We start from the raw sequence: 23,097 nt of genomic DNA on the forward strand, positions 1-23,097 counted from the left end.
TTAATAATCCAAGAAAAATTCTAAACGCAATTACAATTACAATGTTCAAAACAAGAAAAACTTTAATTGTAGCTTTATTCATGCTATTCTCTAGCATTGCTTTTTCACAGACTATCCTAAAGGGTAGTTTGGTAGATACTTCTAACGGGGAACCTATCATTGGTGCAAATGTGACTATTGTGGGAACCACTACGGGTGCTATCTCTGACTATAATGGTCATTTTAGCTTTGAAGCAAAGAAAACAGGAGAACAAAAGCTTTCAATTTCATTTGTAGGAATGCAACCTATCTATCGCAATGTCTCACTCAAGGGAGGCCTTTTGGATTTAGGTACTTTAAAAATGGAAGCCGATGCAATAGGGCTAGAAGAAGTGGAAGTCATGGCCTCTATTGCGGTCGATCGTAAAACACCCGTTGCTGCGGCATCCATTTCGGCTGAAGATATTGAGACCAAAGTTGGAAATCAGGAGTTCCCTCAAGTCTTAAAATCCACTCCAGGCGTCTATGTATCGGGGGCAGGAGGTGGCTTTGGAGATTCGAGAATTTCACTTCGGGGTTTTGATTCTGAAAATGTTGCTGTAATGATCAACGGGGTTCCTGTCAATGATATGGAAAATGGGAAAGTGTATTGGTCCAATTGGGCGGGCTTAAATGATGTCACGAAGACCATGCAGGTACAAAGAGGATTAGGAGCTTCAAAACTGGCCGTGCCATCTGTTGGAGGTACGATCAATATCATCACCAAGGCCACCGATGCTCAAAAAGGAGGAAGTGTATACATGGGTGTGGGCAACGATGGGTATTTTAAAACGGGGCTTACTTTGTCCACTGGTTTAATGAAAAATGGTTTTGCAGTGACCACCTCCTTATCAAGAACATTAGGGAATGGCTACGTTGACGGTACTCCTTTTGAGGGTTATTCCTACTTTCTGAATGTCGCCAAACAAATCAATAAAAAACATACTTTATCCTTCACCACATTTGGTGCTCCTCAAAGTCATGGCCAAAGAAGAACATACCTCACTGATGAGGAATACAACAAATATGGGAATAGATATAATGCAGATTGGGGATACAAAGATGGCAAAGCGTTCAACACCAACGTCAACTCTTATCACAAACCACAGATGTCGTTAAACTGGTATTGGACCATCAATGATAAAACGGATTTAGCTACGACGGCTTATGTTTCGGTAGGCCGAGGAGGTGGTACCGGGTTGACTTCCAACGCTCCTTATGGACAGCAGTTAAATGTCAATGATTTTAGAAATGAAAATGGAATTATTGATTTTGATGCCTTCGTAAGAGCCAATCAAGAGCAATTCAAAAATTCCAACGGACAATATTCTAGTGTTTTCAGAAAATCTCATAACAATCATTTATGGGCTGGTGCGGTATCTACCCTAACACATAAGGCAAATGATTATTGGACCATTACTGGCGGTATTGATTTACGTAATTATAAAGGTCAACACTATCAAACCGTAGAGGATTTAATGGGAAATGACTATTATATAGATCGCTCCAATCAATCAACGGGACCAAGGAAAGTGAGAGTGGGTGATAAAATGGGCTATAATAATGATGGTATCGTTCAATGGCAAGGTCTTTTTGGGCAAGTGGAATATTCCAAAGATCAGTTAACCTGGTTTATGTCTGCCGCAGCGTCGCACCAAGCCTACAAAAGAATCGACTATTTCAAATACAAAGAAGGTACAAAAGAAACAGACTGGCAGAGCTTTTTTGGAGGGTCAATCAAAACTGGAGCAAATTATAATATCGATGAACATCATAATGTGTTTATCAATGCTGGTTTTATTTCTCGCCAACCTTTTATGAACGCTGTATTCCTTAATTATAAAAACGATATCAACAAGAAAGCAACCAATGAAAAAATACTTTCGGGGGAGATAGGATATGGCTATCGAACAAAAGGCTTCAGAGTGAATGTCAATGCCTACTACACTTTATGGAAAGATAAAGCGTTTACCAAAACCGTATACGATACCAACGGGCAATCCTACACTGCCAATTTATTAGGAGTAGATGCTTTACATAAAGGAATTGAGCTCGATGCGGTATGGCAACCCACCCGAAAACTAACAGTAACAGCAATGGCCTCGGTAGGTGATTGGAAATGGCTAAACAATCTTGAAAATGTAAAGATTTTTGATGATCAACAAAATGAGATCGACGAAGTAAATGTATTTATGAAGAACAAACATGTTGGAAATTCTGCCCAAACTACTGCCGCTATTGGCGTGACTTACGAAGTATTACCGAGGTTAAGAGTAATGGGTGATTGGAATTTTTATGGCAATTTATATGCTGATTATGATGTGACCAAACTCAATAACCCAGCTTATAAAAATACAAGTATGTACAGACTTCCTGATTACGACCTTGTTGACCTAGGGGCTTCTTATGCTTTTAAAATAGGTCACTTTACTGGAATGATAAATCTTAAGGTAAACAATGTCTTTGATACACAATACGCTGTTCAAGGACAGCAAGGGGGACTAAACGAAATGGGACGCCCAACGCTAAGAGGTTATTACAGAGGTATAGGTAGAACTTACTCTATTGGACTGAAAATAAGCTTCTAGTATAAATATTGGTAAGCCGTAAATAAAAAAGTTTCTCTTCGTTTTTGTGAGGGGAAACTTTTTCAATTTTATTGAAAATGAGACAAATGTAAGGTTTCACGATAGTTTTACAATTAGGTAAAAATCTGCTATTCCAAAAACAAAATAAAGACTTGAAAAAATATAAAACACTTTAATAATATTCTTTTATTTATATACAAACATTGAATAAATCCTACAATTAGGTTTTTTTTCCAATTTCTTCTCACATACCTTTTGAATTTATAATTATTTGATTTACATTGAAATATACTTGAATTATAATTACTTTCATCAGTTACCCCTCAGTGCATGAAAACCATTACCCCTTTAACCATCTTCATCACGCTTTCAATCTTTGCCATGGGATTTCATCTGTCGCCGCTTGTAGCCGGTACAGAAATGGAGAACATCATTAGTATTGAAAATAATACTCCTGAAGAAGTCGTTCAGAAGATTAATCAGCGGCTAAGAGACAATCACCAACGTCATTTACATTGTGTATACAAAAACGGAGATATTCTAATTGAAAATAAAACAGAAGTGTTGTATACGGTTACTTACAATAAAGATTATAAGTATTCAACTGGTTTTGATCGACACCACAACTTGAAATACTTATATATTACTCATGGTACTAAGATTGTTGAATACCATCAATTTGTAAAGTAAGAAGAGTACAAAAAAGGTTATTATTGAAGAGTCATTCAGTCTTATCAGAAGGTTGAATGACTTTTTTATGATCATCTACTTGTTCTTTAGGCTTTAACATGAAATGAGCCGTTAAAAATGTTTGAGCAAAGCGAGTTTAAAATCATTGAGGCGAGAGGAATGAAATTTAGCTTTTGACTTCTAAGCCTTGAATTTTTTGCTTCGTTTTTGTTTCAAGACAAAAATGAAGAAGAAGGAAGCTTGAAAGTAGACCCTATAAATGCTTGTAGAAAGGTCTATTGAAAGTTGACGATAATTCCTTGATAATAGAGCTTTCTACATTAGAGAAAAAATTGTAATAAAACAATATACCCGAGGTCCATACAGATCTCGGGTATATTTTGTTTAAGAGAACTCAAACAAAGCGGTCGGTCCTTATTTGTCTTACTCTATTGGATTAAAATTCTGAAGATTTCAGATTCTTTATGATTATCAACTCTGATAAAGTAAATACCACTTCTCAATTGATGTTGTACTTCTAATGGTTGATAAAGTTGATTTGAGTTTCCACTAAATACTTTCATTTGTGTTTTTCCAATTACATCAAGTACTGTAATCGTGATCTCTTCATTGATTTGTTTTGTATATTCTATGAAGAAATGTCCTGTTGAAGGATTTGGATAAACTACAAACTTCGCTTTTTCAAAGTCGCCGATTGAAAGTACAGCGTCAGTTGATACAGTGACTTCAGCAGCAACAGAATACTGATCGTCAAGTCCTGTTTGAACAAGGTACATGTATGCGGTTGATGCTTCTAGGTTGGTATCTTCAAATGAAGTTGCATCATGTTCTAACGTACCCACTACAGTATACTCCTCGTCTGTCGATACTTTTCTGCTCACTACAATGTGATCATGATCGCTCACCTCTGGTAAGATCCAAGATAAATTTACCACAGTCTGACCTTTTTCTACCACTTCTAATTCAGTTACTGATGCAATCAATGCCGGAATATCTACTGATGTGGTAGCAAATGATTCTGACTTTCCTAAGTCGTTCATTGTATAAAGGCGGTAATCGTAAGATGTATTTGTTTCCACATCCGTATCTGTCAATGTCAACGCACCCTCCAATAATTCAACTTGAACAAAATCATCTTCATCTTTGATCGATCTTTCGAGAACAAACGTAAAGTCTACCACATCTACTACATTATCCCATGTTAATTCCACTTGCAAGGATTCATTTACGACTGCCTCTAGGGTAGTTGGGGAATTTGGAATACGTGAGTCAGTAACGACTGTCACCTCTACGGTATCTGATGAGTGGTCATTCAGTGCTGTATAGATTGCATAAACGTATTCAGTTCCTAATGCCAACTCGCTATCTTCATAAGAAGTGGCATTTTTATCTAAAGAAGTAATAAATGTGAAATCATCTTCTGTCGATAACTTTCTGCTTACTATCACATTGTTGTGATCACTTACTGTTGGTAAAGTCCATGATAAGCTCACCGTAGTTTGCCCTTTTTCAACTACTTCTACATCAGAAACGGCCTCAATCAATGCTGGAACTTCTACAGTCGTTGATGCAAAAGCGTTTGACTTTCCGGCTTCATTCATCGTATACAAACGATAATCGTAAGAAGTATTGGTATTTACATCAGTATCCGTAAATGTTAGTGCTCCATCAGGTAATTGGATTTGAACAAAATTATCTTCGTCCTTCAAAGATCTTTCAAGTACAAATTCATAATCCAGTTCATCTACAACATTCGTCCAAGCCAATTCTACTTGCATAGATGCATTTACCATAGCTGATATATTTGTTGGTGAATTTGGAACACGTAAATCTGTAGTAACATCAATATTCACTGTATCAGATGAAATCCCATTCAATGCTGTATAAACTGCATAAGTATACGTTTTAGCGGCTTCTACAAAAGTATCTGTAAATGTTGTTACATTCATTTCTAAAGTAGCAACCTCAGTGTATGTTTCATCTCCCATACGTTTTCTACTGATCATTACTTGATCATGATCACTAACTTCAGAAAGCATCCATGATAAGCTGACTGTAGTTTGTCCTTTTTCTACTACTTCTAAATCAGAAACGGCCTCAATCAATGCTGGAACTTTTACAGCTGATGATGCATAAGTCTCTGATTTACCTATATTGTTCATGGTATACAGGCGATAATCATAAGAAGTGTTCGTTTTTACATTTACATCATTGAAAGTCAATGTTCCTTTATCCAATACTATAACCTCAACGAAGTTATTCTCTCCTTGTAAAGATCTCTCAATTACAAATTCATAATCCAATACATCCTCAACATCAGCCCAAGATAATGCTACTTGTTTTGCTTCGTTTACTATAGCTTCTAAAGTGGTAGGGGCATTTGGAACACGAGCTTCAGTAGTTACTGTTACCTCTACGGCATCTGATTTGAGTTCATTCAATACTGTATGAATTGCATATGTATACTCTGTTCCTACGGCTAAGTTTGTATCTTCATAAGTCGTCACCTCGCTTCCTAGTGTAACTAACTCTGTATAAACTTCTTCAGTTGCTAACTTTCTACTTACAATAATTTCATTATGATCACTTAACAATGGTAAAGTCCAGTTTAAATTGATAGTAGTTGGACCAAGAACAGTCACTCTTACATCAGTTGGAGGAGAAACTACTGGATCAATATCTACTGATGTTGTTACAAATGCTTCTGACTCACCCACCTTGTTCTTAGTATAAAGACGATAATCATATGAAGTATTTGTACTAACACTAAGATCTATAAACGATAAAGCTTCCTTAACTGACCCTACTTGTACAAAGTTGTCTTCTCCTCTTAGGGACCTTTTAATTACAAATTCATAATCGAATACATCTTCAACATTATCCCATGATAGTTCTACTTTCATTGCCTCATTCACTGAAGCATCTAATGCCGTAGGTGAGTGAGGAACGCGTTCTTCAACGTAGACCTTCATTTCATAAAGTCTTACTCTATTATCCGTATATGCTGGTACATAATACCTTACTTTACTTGCTTGAACTTTTTCAAACTCTTTAAAATAAACAGCAGCTGCATTGTCCTTCTCAGTGATGATATCCATCCATTGATCCTCTTTATAATACTGGAAACTGAATTGTGTATTCGGTTTGTTATAAATGCCTGATCCACCTGTCCATAAACCTACGGCTTGAATATCATATTCTGCACCTAAATCTACTGTCAACCATTGTTCTTCTCCACTATTTGATGAAACCCAACGGCTTCCATTATCAATAATATCTCCATCAACTGCACGGGAACCATCTTTTGAGCCATCCTGAGTAGAAGTTTCAGCTGTTTTATTTAAAGCTACATTGATCCATTTTGTAACTAAAACAGACGCTTCTGCACCTTCAGAACTGAACTCTCCTGCATAACCGTAAATAATATATTCATAGATATTTTCAGCTACTAAATCAGTATCTATATAAACCGAATCAGTATTTGATAATTCAGCTACTAAAGTGTATTCTGCTTCCCCTTGCATTCTTCTTTCTAAACGAAGACCTACATTTTCCTTTTCTTCTTCAATTTTTCTCCAAGTCAAAGTCGCTTCTGTGCTATTTTTCATCTCTGCTTTAAACTCCATTGGAGTTACTAAACGTGGCGTCAAATCTATTGTGAGCGTTTTAAAAGGAGAGACACCTACTGTATTTGTTGAATGAATTCTATAGTCGTATTCTTTTCCTAATACCGAAGTTTCATCTTTATAAGATGTCACTGTCAAATCTCCATCATATAATACTTCAAAGGCATCTTCACCTGCATATGATCGTTCAATTACAACACCTTCTGCCTTAGGATCATTGATACTCCATGAAAGTGTTACATGTGTATTTTCATCAACTATGTAAGAAAAAGTTTCTGGAGCTTGAGGTGTTCCATCTGACACATAAACTTCTAATTCAAAAAGTTTTACATCATTACCTTCATATGCAGGAACGTATAACCTCACTTTACTTGCGGTGATAGCCTCAAAAACATTTCTGTATGCTGCATGATCATTGTTTTCTTCTGTTACAATATCTACCCAAGCACCTTCTTTTTCATACTGGAAAGAAAATTGTTGAATTGGGTTTTTATAACCTGCATAGCCTGTCCAGAATGCAAAAGCTTCGATATCAAACTCTCCTTCTAAATCTACTTCAAGCCAATGTTCTTCATCATTTGTAGCTGATAACCATCTACTTGAATTCGATATCTTATCTCCATCTACAGCATTTACTCCTCCATAGCTTGCTTTTAATTCTGAGTCAACTGAGACTGATTTACCCTTTGCTACGTTCGTTAAGCCCGTTGGTAAAGCAGGTAAACCACAGAATTCGGCATGAAGAACTGCTTTTGCACTATTTAGTGTTGGTATTCTAAAAGAACCATTAGGGCTACCTACACCAATATCTCCCCAGTGAAAGCCCGTGTACCAGAAAACAGTTGTGTTAGTTTCTTTTCCAAAATACTCGTTGGCTGCTTTCAGATATCCAGCTGAACGGATCATTTCAGATTCTATGCCATCTGGTTTTCCACCATTATTTACAAGATCACAGTCATATTTTGAATTTCCAATCTCAGTAATAACATAATTATGATCAAGTGCTTCAAAGTTACTATCCCAAACTTCTTTGAATTTTGCTTCCCATTCTTCTACTCCCCATGCTTCTCTTTCAGGATAAGATGAAAAATCATTTGATACATAACGAGGGTACGTGTGCACTACCCAGACAATATTATCGATTACTTTTAAACCATCTACTAAAACTGAAGGGAATCGTTGTCCATAAACAGTACCACTTACCAAAATAGGTTTATTATACCATTTCTCGCTGATCTCTGCTCTAATTGCTGCCTCTTTTTCAATCGTTGACCAAGATGTGTTGGAGTGCCCACCAATATTTTTCCAAATCTTACGCACGTAATCTCTCCATGCAGTATTTTGAGTAGAAGTATTACCATTTGCTGGTTCATTTTGAATCTCCCATCCACTTATATAATCCAAGTAACCTCTGTTATTTAGAGAATCAATAGCAGCTTGCCAGTAACGTGTATCATATTCTGGACCTGGATCATCTGCATAGCCTACTTTTGGACTTGCCCAAAAACATACTAAAACATATTTTTGAGGACCTTCCATATTGATAATTTCCCCAATTCCATCTAACCAATCCGTCATATCATTTGGATCAGCTGTACCGTCAATCATAGGTCTTGAGAAACCTACTCGATAATTGGTAATCGGTTGTTGAAGTTGCTCGTCTAAAAGTGTTAAACTTTCTGTGATGGATTTTTCCTGGATAATTCGAAATCCTTGCCAATCCGTTTTCGTGTTGTCGTCCCCATAATTATTATTGAGGTTCATACCTGCGCGTTCTGTGATTAGAGTACCTCCCTTTCCAGCTTGTGCCCATGACAAGACAGGGAAGATCATCACTACGCAGAAAAAGAGTAGTTTATTTCCTAATTTCATACTTGAAGAGTTTTATATTAAAAAATTATGTTTGTGTTGTGTTAATTGTAAACTAAATTATCGTCAAATTTCAATCGACCTTCCTACAAGTAATTATAGGATCTACTTTCAAACTTCCTTCTTCTTCATTTTTGTCTTGAAACAAAAAGTTAGAAGCTTTAAAGTCAAGGCCAAAGGGAAGTACTACCATACGAAATTAGGTAGAAAGTCCACTGGCACGAATGTTAAGCGTTAGCGTCATTCGTGTCCTACAGATTATCGGAAATCTCTTGATTTCTAACTACTATAAATAGCGAAAACTTAGTTTATTGTAAGTACTAATAATATATAACTGAATTGTATATAACTAATTTATATATACGTATATATTTAGTTTATTGTTTAATAATTAGAAATTCATTTAAATTAAGAATTGTGTTATTTTTTAAAACTATAATACCTAAAGTAATCATAGATGGCTTGGCTATCTTCCGCTCCTTCTTTATTCCAATTTGCGGAAATTGCAGTTAGCCAAACATTGATATAATCATGCTCGTATTCAGAAGCGGAATACGATGTACTATGTGTTTCTTTACCATCTACGAAGAAGCGAAGTGTTTCGTCTGTCCATTCAAAAGCATAAGTATGCCAATCAATAGCTTGAAAATCTTTGATCCTTGTCAAATCCGCAGGTGGCTTTGGTAAACGCCCTACTTCTTTCCCTTTTTCGTTCCAAATGATAACATGCTGTGTGAAACGATTTAAACCTTTTTGGCCAGGATCTTCACCGTGTTCACTAGAATTTTCAAAACAGTCAATTTCCGTTCTTCTAATTCCAGGGTAGGTTGTTGCTACTTCATCTCCATCAATTTCGGCAGCCATTGCCCAGAAAGAGTGATGCCAACCTTCATCTATTTCTCCATCCTGATCGCTGTCTATACCGTTACCCAACTTTGCTCTTACCTCATAATAACCATATCTAAAACGTTCTCTTGAAACAATACCTGCACCTGTAGCCAATTTTCCGTCTAAAGGTTGACTCAATTGCTTTAAGTGAAGTGTCAAGTACCCGTTACCAATTTCAACATTTTCTTTTAGTTGAACACTCCTATGTTTGTTATCTGTTCGATAAGCCCATTTTGTAAGATCAAGTTGGTTGCCATCAAAGTTATCCTCAAACTTCAATTCATACAATGAATAATCAATGCCTGATTGCTTTTGACAACTGGTCATTTGAAAAAATAAGATGGCTAATATATAGAGAAAATGATTGCTCTTCATCTGTATTAAAAAGTATTTATATTGCTAATATAGCAACTTGTTTTTGAAATCAAAAAAATTAATGTAACAAATACATTTTATATTATCTTAGATAGATGATTCGGTGTTTAAATGCATTGTAAACAAAAGTTTTCGATTATATATGGTGTTTAGAAATCAGGAGATTTCTTATGATCTGTTGGGCACGAATGACGCTATCGCTTAACATTCGCGCCAGTGGAATTTCTATTCTTTCAGTTTAGTAGTATTTCCTCCGGCCTTGAAGGGAAAAGCGTTAAGAATTTCATAGAATGAGCCGTTAAAAATGATTTTGCTGTTTGAGCGCAGCGAGTTTAAAATCATTTAGGCGAATGGAATGAAATTTAGCTTTTGACTTCTAAGCCTAGCTTTTTTTGCTTCGTTTTTTCAGCAATGGAAAAAATGAAGAAGAAGGCAGATTGGAAGTACTATCTTAAAAGATTGTAGAAATGTAATTTGAAAGTTGGCGAAAACTTAGTTTACAGTCCATTAAACTATAAGTGATATTTTTATCGAATAATCAACTACCTCTCTTCCCAGAATTCCCAACTCAAATGAGGTAGAGTGGCATTGATTTCTTTTCCTTTAAATACACCCATTTTTACACCCTTTGAATCCTTTCCTCTCTCATAAGGTGTATAACGATAGACATCCCATTTTGATTTTGAAGAACACTGTGTGTCAATCGTAAAATTATAGTCTCCTCCTGTTCTATTTGAAATCACCACCGTCCTTTTACCATTTGGTTTTTCAAATACCAAAATACGAGCATCCCTATTATACTCAGCTTCTTCTAACTTTAGTACTGTTGAATTCCAAGGCATATGATGAATAAAACTTCCTACAGCATTCCAATTGTAATCGTTATAAATCCAATGTCCAGGTTTCATTTCAACCGCCGCCTTTTCTAATTTCATGGCACTTGATCTTATTTTCATAGGGCTATTAACACCTACTTCAATAGCAAAAGCTTTATGATCACTTCGATCTAAAAATAAAGCATGGGGAGCACCGTAAGTCTCTCCTTCTTGACCGGTATGCGATGGAATCTGATGTTTTCCTTTTTTCAAAACTGTAGTATAAACAACGTCCGTTCCTTCTTCCCTTTTGATTACTTTGGTTGTTCTTTCCCAATTACCTTCAGGCACATAACCACCATGTTGATCTACCACTAAATAAACTTTCGTTTCTTGTCCTAAGATAAAATTGAAATCCCTTCCTGGTTTTTTATCTGTTTTCCTTGTCACATTGACAAATTCCATGGCCTTAAATTCTTCGGGCATTTCTTGAATTTGAGGACCACCCTGCCAACGTTGGTAAGCATCATTCATTTCTTTCTTTTCTGAGTTCAATGCTTTCCAGAAACCTAAAGAATAACCGCTTGCCTCAGAGTTTTTAAAAGGTTTCAGTGCATGGATCCAATACCATGTGGGATTACCCACTAATTGAAATGAATTCATGATATGTTGCACATTGTTCAGACACCTTTCTGGGGTTGCTTCACCACTAAGGTATTCGTATTCATTTTGAAACCATGGTCTCTTAGGAAGTTCGTCTTCAATCTTTTTCCCTACTTTACGAACTGATTCAGAATCCCAACCTATGGTATGCACTGCATAAGCATCTACCAGATTCGCTACTTCAGGCCTGTGCATTCCAACAGCTATTTTTCTTGGGAAAGCTGTTTCCGTATCACTTAAAAGTAAAATATCGGGATCGTAAGCTCTGACTTTTGACGCAACCGCTGTATAAGCTGTTACATAATCTTCAGCCTTTACATATCTACAAGTAGAGTATCTTTGTTTATTCGATACCCAAGGTTCATTTTGCAACCCCCATTGTACTGTTCTAATTCCAGCTTGTTGCAAAGTAATAATATCATTGACACAAGCCTCTGCGAATTCTTGTAAAAAACGTGTGGTATCTCCTTTATAAATTGGATCATTTTTGAAATCTGGCCCGAAACATCTTAGCGTATTGTAATCATCTTTATTACTTGTTCCCAAATAACTTGAATTGGCTTTCCAATAAGGTGTAGGAGACCAGTATTCCATTGATACCCCTTCTACTCCAGCTAAGTCCAACATCTCTTTTATTTCTTCCAATTGCGTGGACCAACGGGGTTGTAATTGCTTTTGTTCCTGATCCGTTCCTCTCCAATATAATCCACCGGCAATACGACAAAAACGAAAGCCTTTTAACATCTCCTCCGCAAATCGTTCTCTCTCTTTCACGGTCAACCCATAAGGCACTGAGACTACACTATCTTCTGGTAATCCCGTATTTCCCGAACCGATGGCATCACTTTGAATTTCAAACCCAATACCCCAAACCTCTTGTTTCTTCTCATTGGGGTAAATTTTAAATTCTCCTTTTCCTTGACCGAATGCAAAAGAAAAAAAGAATAACATCAACCAACTTTGTATTAATACTTTTTTCATCATCACACACTATTATTTTACTTTGGGATTTTTAGGTTGCTCTAATTGATAGTCTGCATCATACAAGTCCAATTGTCTTTTTTTCCAAACAGCACCTTCCAAAAACACCGGATGTGGTAATGTAACGTCCCATTGTCCTAACTCCTTCAACATCTCCTCTGTTTTTTTCTGGTATTTCAAAGACACATTATGCTGCTCAGAAACATCTTTTGATAAATCATAAAGCTCAGGCATTCTGTCTGGCAGACGAACTAATTTCCACTTGCCTTTTCTATAGGCTGCACTAATGGTAAACTTCCACATCAACTCTTCGTGTGGTAATTTTTTATTGACTCCTGTAAAGTATGGAACCAAATCTATTCCATCAAACTTACACTCTTCCGTAATTTCACCACCTGCTGCCACTAACATTGTAGGAGCGAAATCAAGAGCTGAAACTGTCTCCGTATATTTTTCTCCTTTGGGCAATACTTTTGGCCATGAAACGATATAAGGCACGTGGATACCACCCTCAAATAAAATTCCTTTTTGGCCATTGTAAGGAGCATTGACCGATGCATTGTGATTAACAGGACCGCCATTATCACTGATAAACATAATGATAGTATTGTCATATAAACCCTCCTTTTTTAGTGTATTCGTTATTCTTCCAATATTAATATCCAAACGGTGAACCATGGCGAGGTAAGTTCTTCTTTTTGTATCTTCTATATGAGAAAATAACTGGAGATCTTCTTTTGTGGCTTGAAGCGGGGTATGGGGTGCATTAAAGGATGCATACAAAAAGAAAGGTTCGTTTTTATGTCTTCGAATAAAATCTACACATTCATCTCCTTTATCATCTGTGATGTAAGAAAGTTTTTGAGGTGTTTTATAATTACACTCGATGGGAGCTTTATAACCTCTTCCATTTTCTTTCGCAATAAAGTAATCGTGTCCTCCGCTTGTATATCCCCAAAACTCTTCAAATCCTCTTTTAGTAGGATGATACTTCGGTAAACTTCCCAAATGCCATTTACCAATTAATGCCGTTTTATAGCCTAAATCTTTTAATCTTGTGGCTATTGTCTTTTCAGATAACGGCAACCCTAAATACTCAGGATCAAAGCCAGGTTGATTTCCACCTAAATTATTATCATAACCAAATTTCACTTGATGTCTCCCGGTAATAAATCCAGCCCTTGAAGGACTACATACGGGTGCTGAGGTATAACCTTCTGTACACAACACGCCATCATGCGCTAATTGATCGATATTTGGAGTATTTATTTGCTTACTTCCGTGAAGACTGATGTCTGCAAAACCTAAATCATCTGCTACAATCAAGACAATATTAGGTCGGGCATCTTGTGCATTTACGTTGAACAGCGCCCAACACAAGATGGATAAAGTATATATTATTTTTTTCATACTTAATGGTTTATTATTCTTATTCCGTAAACTTTTTAGAAAATTAAAGTTGTTTTGGTCTTCATGAATTGTTTTTATGTGTAACTGCTTCAATAGATTGATAAATCACCTAAATCCTGAAAGGACTTAGGTGATCCAATATTACACACTGCTTTGTCTATAACAGTAACTTCGATGGTGGTAACTTCTTGTTACCTTGTTCGTGCAGATTATCACTTTTCGTTATTGCTTTCATTCTAAAAGTATAAGACATTTTAGCGGGTTGTAAACGGTACTGTTCTAGAGGCCAAGCTCCCCAAGAGTTGACACCTCCAACACCCGTTGATCCATGATCGATATTTAGGTATATTTCGTTTCTTAGTTTCACATCATTGGTATGTCTGTTGATCACTTTTCTACCATCAATTTGGCGACCATCAGTACGTTCTTCTGAAGTAAAATCTTCGTGACTATTTCTTAATGCCGTAAAGTTGAAAGCATCATTTTCCGATACAAACAAAATCCCGTCCCCTGTATTATTCGTCAATGTAAAATATTTTGTATCTGTATGGTTACCGTTCTCTTGTGGGCGGACATAAGGATAGTATAGATCTTTTGCCTTTGAAGTATACCAATCGATATGAGTACCATAATTACGGTCTATATAATTCTCTTCCGGACCTCTACCCAAGTAACTCACCTGATTATATGCTACAGGGAATTGTGCTTGTACTCCAAAACGTGGAATCATTGGCAACTCCTTATCCAATGGATTTAAAGTTGTAGATACAGCGATGTCACCAGAAGGGAAAACGGTATACTTTATTTTCATTTCCGCTACAGCTTTATCCTCCTCTTTCAACTCATAATTCATCGATACTTCAGTGTACTGAGGCGTAATTTTCACAAATGAAGTGGTGAAAATATCTTGAGGATTGAACTTCCAAACTTTTGAGCGTTTGTCGAATTTCATACCGAAATCATTGTCTGTCCAACCTCTGTACATATCGAGGTTAAAACCTTTTTCAAGTAACTCGATATCCTTTTGTTTCCAAGAAATCATCTCTCCTTTTTCAAGGTCAAAGTTGACTGAGAAACCATCACCGTTCACTATAAGGTTTGTTTCGGACTCCTCATTTGTCAATTGTTTTCCATCTGTCTTCACATACAATTGCTTACTTGCCTTTTGATAGACTAACTGCTCTGTAGCATAAATATGGTCTTTCTTTAAGAGCTTGAACGGAGACTTCTTTAAAACCTTGAAATTCAAGTAATAGTCTACTGTATTCTCTAATTTTGTATTAATGATTGGGAGTTCAAATGACTTTGTTTCGTAAGGTTTTACTCCACTCAACTCAACCTTTCCTTTTGAGACAAGCTTTCCGGCTCCTTTTAATTCATAATATAATTCAAAATCAGACAAATCAATAAAAGCATATTTATTCGTTACCTTAATTGATTTTTGATTTTTATCCCAAGCGATACCAACATTCTGATACACTTTTTTCACCTCTGACGATAACGCCGGATGCGGTTCACGTTCTGCTGAAACCAATCCATTGATACAAAATGCTCCATCACTTGGTACATCTTCCGGACCGAAATCACCACCGTAAGCCATGTATGCCGTACCGTTGCTATCTGTAGTTTGAATACCTTGGTCTACCCAATCCCAAACATAACCACCTTGCAGTTGAGGGTATTTTTCAAAAATTTCCCAGTAGTCTTTAATGTCTCCGTTTGAATTGCCCATTGCGTGTGAGTACTCACATAAAATCATTGGACGTTCAGGATTTTTAAGAGCATATTTTTCTACCCCTTTTGGAGAACGGTACATTGGAGCTACAATATCAGTGTTCGGGTTTTCTCCTGCTTGTTCAAAAGCAATAGGTCGGCTTTTATCCCACCCTTTCAACATCTTATATCCTTCATAAAATACATCTCCATTACCACATTCGTTACCCATAGACCACACAATAACCGCCGACTGATTGCGATCCCTTTTATACATTCTCTTAATTCGGTCTAAAAATGCAGGAGCCCATAATTCTTGATAAGCTGGATGGTATTCTTTATTGAACTTTCCTTGTAATGCAGCTCCAAAACCATGTACTTCAATGTTTGCTTCATCGCAGATGTAAAATCCATTTTCTAAAGCTAACTCATAAAGTCGTTCTGGCTGAGGGTAGTGAGAAAAACGAATGGCATTAATATTATGCTCTTTCATTACCCTCAAATCCTTCAACATTGTAGCTTCATCTACAAAATGACCTGTTACTGGATGGTGCTCATGTAAATTCACCCCTTTTACATATACAGGCTGTCCATTTACTCTTAACTGAGCATCTTTAATATCTACAGTTCTAAAGCCTACTTTCTGATAAGTATGCTCTACCTCATTACCATCTTTATCGATCATTGTGATAAAAGCAGTATAGACATTTGGTGTTTCAGCTGTCCAAGGTTTTATATTTTCGATTGTTGTATGAAGTACCCCTTTTCCACCTTCAATTGCCATCTTTGATTCATAAATGAATTTCTTTGTGGTCTCATCCTTTAATTTAAATGCCACATGATATACATCACTTGAAGTTGCCACTTTAAAGTCCAATACTCCGCCTTTGGTCGTAAGGTCTAATTCAGTCATCAAATCAAAATCATCCAAGTGTGCTTTGGGTCTTGCCAACAACATCACTTCTCTGTGGATACCGCTTAAACGCCAGAAATCTTGATCTTCTAAATAAGAACCGTCTGAAAAACGATACACTTCTACAGACAAGTCATTCTTTCCTTCTTTCAAATAAGGTGTAATATCAAATTCTGCAGGTGTTTTTGAGCCTTGGCTATACCCTACTTTTTCACCATTTACCCAAACATAAAAAGCCGAAGCTACACCACCAAAATGCAAAATTACATCATGATTATTCCAAGCATCAACGACTTCAAATGTGGTCTTATACGACCCTACAGAATTTTCTTCTGGTAAAATATATTTCCCTTGATTGTGCGTAGCCTTATCAAGGGTAAATGGATATTTCACGTTAGTATAAATCGGGTAACCAAACCCTTGTACTTCAATAGAGCCGGGTACCGTTATTTCTTTCCAATCTCTTGTATCATAATCCTCCTTATAAAAATAATAAGGACGTTCCGAAGGAGTTTTAGCATAACTAAATTTCCATTGTCCATCCAAAGATTGAACTAAGGATGAGTTTTTAATTTTCTTAGAAACAACCTCACTTTCTGTTGCAAAGGGAATAAAGTGTGCTCTTGGTTCTAATCTATTCACTTGGAAAACAGAAGGGTTTTGCCATTCCAACTCTTCACTTTCTTGCCACCTTTCTCCTTCATATTTTGAGTAAGGGCTACAGGCAAATAAACCTGCAGCTAATACTGCCATTACTATATTTTTTTTCATGTCAATTTCTCTATTCGATACATTAAATACTTATTACACTGAATTAATGTAGTAAGTAAGAACACTACAACGTAATGCTCCTACTATCTTACTTACATTAAATTTTTAAACTATTTAGCTATCGCTATTCTACCGAGGTTCTGCAATGCCCCGATAAGATCTGAATGATTACTATTTAACTATTGAGCCGTTTCTTGAGTATTCTTTGTTGTTACTTTATAAGTCTCACTCCATTGAGAGGCAAATCCCCATTGCATTCGCTTTCTCATCTGAACATAATAAGTAGTATTAGGTTTTAGATGAGGGATCTTATAAGTTCCTCTCAAGTTAAACGACATTTCTTGTTCAAAATCACCTTCTTTGGTACTATATCTCACATCATATAAGAAGTCTGATGGGTGAGAATCATACCCTATGAAAATACAATTCTTACCCCCTTCCATTTTGAATATTACTGGTGGTAATTCTTCTTCATTTTTCTCAAAAACAAAGGCAAACTTCTCACTTTCACCAAATCCATTGATGGCTACCAATTCGCAATCAAACTTCATATTTTTCTTTAATTGTCCCAATTGAATGTAAGGATCAATCGTCGGTTCAGTTTCTTTTAGCTCTCCATCTTTTCCTTTGTAATACAATTTGTATTCTTCAGCATTCCAAACCTTATCAAAAACAATTCTTCCTTTAGCAGTTGAATTTAAAATCGTTCTCACATGAGGAACAGCTGGCGCAGAGAAGTACTCATTGATATTAAAAATATCATAACCTAAAGCATCTGTCACTTCTACTTTCAACATAGCAACATCAGTGTTTTTAATCCAATTAAAAGGCACTTCTAATTGCTTACCACCAGGGTAAATATTAGGTAATTTTTTTGATGTCGAAGTTAATTCATTTCCTTCTTTATCAAACGTTGTTACTACTAAATTATAATCCATTAATTCATAAGCAGGAAGTCCTTTTTCTGGTCTTGGCTGTAACACTATTTGACTCTGCTGTACATCTTTTATAAGGTCTTTATGCGCTACAAATAAAGTATCAAACGGTGCATATTGCTCTCTAAAATGATAATATGCTCTTTTCTTTTGTCTGTAAGTGTTGACCAATCCCCAAGCTCTGTTTTGAGACTCTGTGGTAGCCCAGCCTGTACCGCCATGCCACATACTTCTGTAATCATTGAGTGTCCAAAGAGAAGCACCAACACAATAGTCTTTTCCTCTCATTTGATCAAGCATTTTCTTACCATCAACGATCCCTTCGTTTGGAAATTCACTCGTTAACCGTCCTCCATACTCACTCATAAAAATGGGCTTATTTGGGAAGTTTTTATGACATTTTTTTAATGCATTACCCCATCCGCCATAAATATTCAACATCACTAAATCACAATATTGTGAAGCATCATCTTTCTGGTTTTGTGCAGAGTGCGAAACATATACTGCTAATCTTGATGTATCTAGTTTTTTCACATGGTCAATAGCCGATTTCACATATTCATTGACTAAAGGATTTGCCGAACGATAGCCAATCTCATTGCCAACACTCCAACCTATTACCGATGGGTGATTGAACTTTGTTGAAATCATTGTTTCTAACCAAGCTTTTGGCATTGGATGATTGGGATCTACCCACTTGTCTTTTCCCCAAAGTGCTACTTCTTCAAAAGTCATGATACCGTTCTCATCCAATAAGTCAAGGTACTCTTTTGGTAAAGGTAAATGACTCACACGGGCAAAGTTGGCTCCTAAGCTTTTCATCAAAGCGATGTCTTCTAAAATACGCTCTCTTCCTAATGTATTGCCTGTAAAACGATCATCAGGAACAACATTGAATCCTAAGGGTCTGAAGTTCTTACCATTTAAATGTAACTCCATTCCTACTACCTCTAATTTTCTGATACCAAATCGCTCTGTTTGCTCCTGAATCTTATGATCTCCATCAAAAACAGAAACTTTAGAAAGGTATAAATTGGGGTGGTTGTAATCCCAAAGTTTCACGTGTTTTTTAGCTAATGTGAAGTTGATCTCAATATCTTTTTTCTCACCATTGCCTATGATAATATTTCCTTTCTTTCTAGCAATTACTTTTGAAGGGTTATCCTTGCTTGCTACTTCAATCTCAAAAGTCAACGCTTTCTCCTTTGATTGATCGTTTTCGAATTCCAAACTCATCGCAATGGAAGCCGTACCTTTCTTTAAATTAGGCTCTGCAATTACTTTTTGAGCAACTAATCTTGACTTATCTGTGATTTCTAGATGTACAGGGCGACGAATTCCTCCCCAATTCCAGATGGCTCCTCTTTTGAAAGTATTATCTACTCTCAATACCAAATCGTTGGGTCTGTCTGTACGAAGTTTATCCGTGATTTTGTATTCAAACGGAAGGAAACCAAAAGGATTAGTACCTAACTTTTCTCCGTTCAACCAAACTGTAGCTTCATTGTAAACCGATTCAAAATAAAGGCGTACTAATTTGTCTTTTAGATTTTCTTCTGCTTCAAATGTAGTATGATACCACGCTACACCTGAGAAATTGGCGTACTCATTTTCAGTATCCCAATTGCCTGGTACTTCCAACTTTCCCCATTCTTGTGATTGTGGTTGAAGAAACCACTCGTTGGCTAAGCCTTTGTTGTAACGGTCAATTTTAAAATCCCAAAGACCGTTCAACGATACTATTTCCTGAGCAAATCCCTGCCCAAGTCCTAGTAGCAGTAAAACACTTGTTAAGATATTTCTCATCATTGTTAGTTTAGTTTCTTTTTATTCTTTTTCTTTTTTGCAGGCCATTCTTCTACAAAGTGATCTGTCATCCATTGCTGATATGCTTTGGTATATTCGTTTGCTTTTTCTGGGTATTGATCAATGATATTTTCCTCCTCTAGTGGATCCGATTTCATGTTGAATAACATCCAATCTGACTTCCTTCTTTTTACCATTTTCCAATCACCTTGGCGAAGTCCTTTATTTCCTTCGTGCTCCCAGAAGAGCATCCTGTCTTGATCTGTTTCCTCTCCCCTAGCTAAAGTTAAAATACTCTCACCTTCTGTTGGGTAAATAGTATTGCCTTGATAAGAAGACGGGTAACTTGCCCCTGCCAATTCTAAGCAAGTGGTCATCACATCAATAATATGTGCCGGCTGCGTATTTAAACCTTTCTTCACTTTCATACTTTTAGGAAAATGAGCAATAAATGGTGTTCTGATTCCACCTTCCATGGTTTCTCTCTTCCACAATTTAAAAGGAGTATTACTCACATTAGCCCAATGTCCGTACGACTCAAAAGAATCTCTTCCTCCTGGCGTAACTCCTTTAGATCGATTGACCATTTGATGACACCCTCCATTATCTGACAAGAAGAAAATGACAGTGTTATCGTACATTTTTTCTTGCTTTAGGTAATCCATCAACTTTCCAATATTTTGATCCAGTCGATCAACTTGGGCCGCATAAACACTCATTTTGTGTGCTTCTGCTTTAATGTCTTTCAATTCATTCCATTCTGGATGTTCTCCTTTTGTTATTTCTAGGTTTTCAGGAAAAATACCTAGCGCTTTTTGTTTCGCAAATCGTTTTTCTCGTATGGCCTCGTACCCTACCTCATATTTACCTTTGTACTTTTCAATATCTTCAGGCAAAGCTTGTAATGGAAAATGAGGTGCTATCTGTGCCATGTATAAAAAGAAAGGTTTATCGTCACCTTTAGATTGGTCTATAAATTGGATAGCCTCATCAGTGAAATTATTTGTCGAATAGAAGGTATCGGGGTTTTCTTTGGTCTTCACACCATTCTTATACACTTCTCTATTTAAGAATTTTGTGGGATAAAAGTAAACACCTCCACCAGCTGGAATACCATAAAAGTCTTCAAATCCTCTTTCATTAGGCCAGTGTTCTTGATCATCACCTAAATGCCATTTTCCTGACATGATGGTATGATAGCCACTTTCTTTCAAAACCTCTGCCACCGTCACTGTGTTCTTGGAGAGGTAACCTTTATAACCTGGTTTCCCCCAATCTTCCACCAAATGCCCAACTCCTGTTTGATGTGCATACAGTCCTGTCAATAATGAAGCTCTTGAAGGAGCACAGCGAGGAGTGTTATAAAAATTGGTAAATAGCGTTCCATCAGCAGCCAACTGATCTAAGTGAGGCGTATTGATTTCACCTCCAGTACAACCTAGATCTGAGAAACCCATATCGTCTGCTAAAATCACGATAATATTGGGTTTCTTTGGCAATTCACTTTTTCTATTACCATCCTTCACACTACAGGAGAAGGATAGTAATAATAGAATTGGTAAAAAATTTATTAAGTCACTCGTAGTTTTCATCCTATTTTTGAGTCTTGAGTTTCTTCAATTGACCTGGACTTGTAATGGTAGGTTTACGATTTTCAAAAAGATCTCCGTAAGCATATCTTTTTACTTCAGTCCATCCGGCTGTACCAGGCCACGCTGCAGGAATTACATCATTTTCCCAGTTGTTTAAGTTATCCAATAATTGGCTTTCTACTTCTGGTAATTCAGTATTTAAAGATTTTTGTTCAGATATATCTTTATCTAAATTGTAAACCACATGACCAACACCTTCTGCCTTCACTAATTTATAATTTTTATAGCGAGCGGCCTTCCAATCTCCAATTCTCCAGTACAATTCATCATGTGGCATTCCTTCTTTTGTACCTTTCACGTAAGGCAATAGATCCACACCGTCAAGTGCCTTAGACGTTTTGTCAATACCTGCAGCTTTCAAAATAGTCGGCATCACATCCAGTGTAGAAGTTAACCCATCATAAGTAACTCCTCCTTTTACTTGTCCTTTCCAATACATTAAGTAAGGTACTCGGTGTCCTCCTTCAAACTCGTACCCTTTATTGGCTTTCAATGGGCTGTTATCTCCATTGCCCGTTCCACCATTATCGCTAAAGAAAAAGACGATGGTATTTTCTTCCAATCCTTCCTCTTTCAATGTCTTCATCACATTACCAATAGCTTCATCTAAAGAATAGGTCATCGCCGCTACTTTTTGTCGAGGGTGATCTTTGAATTTCTCCAAATCTTCCTCTTTAGCTTGTAAAGGTGTATGCACGGCATTGAAAGACAATAAAGCCAGGAAAGGTGTTTCGCTTTTTTTGTTATCACGGATAAAGTCAATCGCTCTATCTGCCAATACATCTGTTAAATAGCCTTCGAAGGCCTCGTGTTTACCATTATGATTAATATGTGTAGAAGTCTTATTTGCTGCATCGTATTTATCAGGGTTAAAGAAATAACCTCTGTGTCCTCCTAAGAAGCCATAGAATTCATCAAAACCTCTGCTGTTGGGATGAAAATAGTCTTGTGTTCCTAAATGCCACTTTCCAAAAAGTGCTGTATTATAACCTTTTGTCTTTAAAACATCTGCCATGGTAACCTCTGTAGTGTCCATACCAAATTTACCATATAAAAAGTTGTTTTCATGGCCAAATCGGTGTTGGTATCTACCAGTAAGTAACCCCGCTCTTGAGGGGCTACAAACCGAACATGTAGTATGGGCATCGGTAAAAACTACTCCACCACTTGCCAAATTATCCAAGTGAGGTGTAGGAATAGTTTTGGAACCTTGAAAGCCAAAATCTGCATAACCTGCATCATCTGCTAGGAAAATCACTACATTAGGTAACTTCTCTTCTTTGACTTTAGAAGTTTCTTTTTGTGTCTTTTGACAAGAGGAAAACAGTAGAATTCCTACTGATAAATACGATATAAATTTCTTCATGATTATTAATTTTCAAAT

General features: G+C 36.6%; 10 protein-coding genes. 2 read left to right on the forward strand and 8 right to left on the reverse strand.

Going from position 1 to position 23,097, the window contains the following annotated elements:
• The first annotated feature begins 41 nt into the window (after positions 1 to 41).
• Positions 42 to 2,606, forward strand: coding sequence for a TonB-dependent receptor (locus tag IC221_RS11375; RefSeq protein ID WP_188169090.1), 2,565 nt, complete (start codon positions 42 to 44; stop codon positions 2,604 to 2,606).
• Positions 2,607 to 2,936: 330 nt separating this feature from the next.
• On the forward strand, positions 2,937 to 3,296 hold the full coding sequence (locus IC221_RS11380) for a hypothetical protein (RefSeq protein ID WP_188169091.1): 360 nt from the start codon (positions 2,937 to 2,939) through the stop codon (positions 3,294 to 3,296).
• A gap of 428 nt (positions 3,297 to 3,724) precedes the next feature.
• Here IC221_RS11380 and IC221_RS11385 read toward each other — a convergent pair whose 3' ends face one another.
• The 8 genes from IC221_RS11385 to IC221_RS11420 all read right to left on the reverse strand — a co-directional run bounded on the left by IC221_RS11385 (position 3,725) and on the right by IC221_RS11420 (position 23,079).
• The gene (locus IC221_RS11385; RefSeq protein ID WP_188169092.1) at positions 3,725 to 8,794 is read right to left on the reverse strand and encodes a discoidin domain-containing protein; all 5,070 of its coding nucleotides are present in this window, start codon (positions 8,792 to 8,794) and stop codon (positions 3,725 to 3,727) included.
• A gap of 417 nt (positions 8,795 to 9,211) precedes the next feature.
• On the reverse strand, positions 9,212 to 10,054 hold the full coding sequence (locus IC221_RS11390) for a family 16 glycosylhydrolase (protein WP_188169093.1): 843 nt from the start codon (positions 10,052 to 10,054) through the stop codon (positions 9,212 to 9,214).
• 542 nt (positions 10,055 to 10,596) lie between these two features.
• Positions 10,597 to 12,513 (reverse strand): hypothetical protein, encoded by a 1,917-nt coding sequence (locus tag IC221_RS11395; RefSeq protein ID WP_188169094.1) that lies wholly within the window; start codon positions 12,511 to 12,513, stop codon positions 10,597 to 10,599.
• 12 nt (positions 12,514 to 12,525) lie between these two features.
• Positions 12,526 to 13,923: a sulfatase-like hydrolase/transferase gene (locus tag IC221_RS11400; RefSeq protein ID WP_188169095.1), complete on the reverse strand. Its 1,398-nt coding sequence runs from the start codon at positions 13,921 to 13,923 to the stop codon at positions 12,526 to 12,528.
• Between the two features lie 157 nt (positions 13,924 to 14,080).
• Complete coding sequence (locus IC221_RS11405; protein ID WP_188169096.1) at positions 14,081 to 17,320, reverse strand: glycoside hydrolase family 2 TIM barrel-domain containing protein; 3,240 nt, start codon at positions 17,318 to 17,320, stop codon at positions 14,081 to 14,083.
• 179 nt (positions 17,321 to 17,499) lie between these two features.
• Entirely contained in the window at positions 17,500 to 20,061 is a 2,562-nt protein-coding gene (locus IC221_RS11410; RefSeq protein WP_188169097.1) for a glycoside hydrolase family 2 TIM barrel-domain containing protein, read from the reverse strand.
• Between the two features lie 5 nt (positions 20,062 to 20,066).
• Positions 20,067 to 21,653, reverse strand: coding sequence for an arylsulfatase (locus IC221_RS11415; RefSeq protein WP_188169098.1), 1,587 nt, complete (start codon positions 21,651 to 21,653; stop codon positions 20,067 to 20,069).
• 1 nt (position 21,654) lies between these two features.
• Positions 21,655 to 23,079, reverse strand: a complete 1,425-nt coding sequence (locus IC221_RS11420) for a sulfatase-like hydrolase/transferase (protein ID WP_188169099.1) — start codon at positions 23,077 to 23,079, stop codon at positions 21,655 to 21,657.
• Positions 23,080 to 23,097 lie beyond the last annotated feature (18 nt).

Origin of the sequence: Flammeovirga sp. EKP202 (assembly GCF_014534745.1) — a bacterium.
Lineage (GTDB): Bacteria > Bacteroidota > Bacteroidia > Cytophagales > Flammeovirgaceae > Flammeovirga.

Coding starts and splice junctions, on each gene's coding strand:
- IC221_RS11375 (WP_188169090.1), top strand. CDS start 42: ATGTTCAAAACAAGAAAAACTTTAATTGTAGCTTTATTCATGCTATTC.
- IC221_RS11380 (WP_188169091.1), top strand. CDS start 2,937: ATGAAAACCATTACCCCTTTAACCATCTTCATCACGCTTTCAATCTTT.
- IC221_RS11385 (WP_188169092.1), bottom strand. CDS start 8,794: ATGAAATTAGGAAATAAACTACTCTTTTTCTGCGTAGTGATGATCTTC.
- IC221_RS11390 (WP_188169093.1), bottom strand. CDS start 10,054: ATGAAGAGCAATCATTTTCTCTATATATTAGCCATCTTATTTTTTCAA.
- IC221_RS11395 (WP_188169094.1), bottom strand. CDS start 12,513: ATGAAAAAAGTATTAATACAAAGTTGGTTGATGTTATTCTTTTTTTCT.
- IC221_RS11400 (WP_188169095.1), bottom strand. CDS start 13,923: ATGAAAAAAATAATATATACTTTATCCATCTTGTGTTGGGCGCTGTTC.
- IC221_RS11405 (WP_188169096.1), bottom strand. CDS start 17,320: ATGAAAAAAAATATAGTAATGGCAGTATTAGCTGCAGGTTTATTTGCC.
- IC221_RS11410 (WP_188169097.1), bottom strand. CDS start 20,061: ATGAGAAATATCTTAACAAGTGTTTTACTGCTACTAGGACTTGGGCAG.
- IC221_RS11415 (WP_188169098.1), bottom strand. CDS start 21,653: ATGAAAACTACGAGTGACTTAATAAATTTTTTACCAATTCTATTATTA.
- IC221_RS11420 (WP_188169099.1), bottom strand. CDS start 23,079: ATGAAGAAATTTATATCGTATTTATCAGTAGGAATTCTACTGTTTTCC.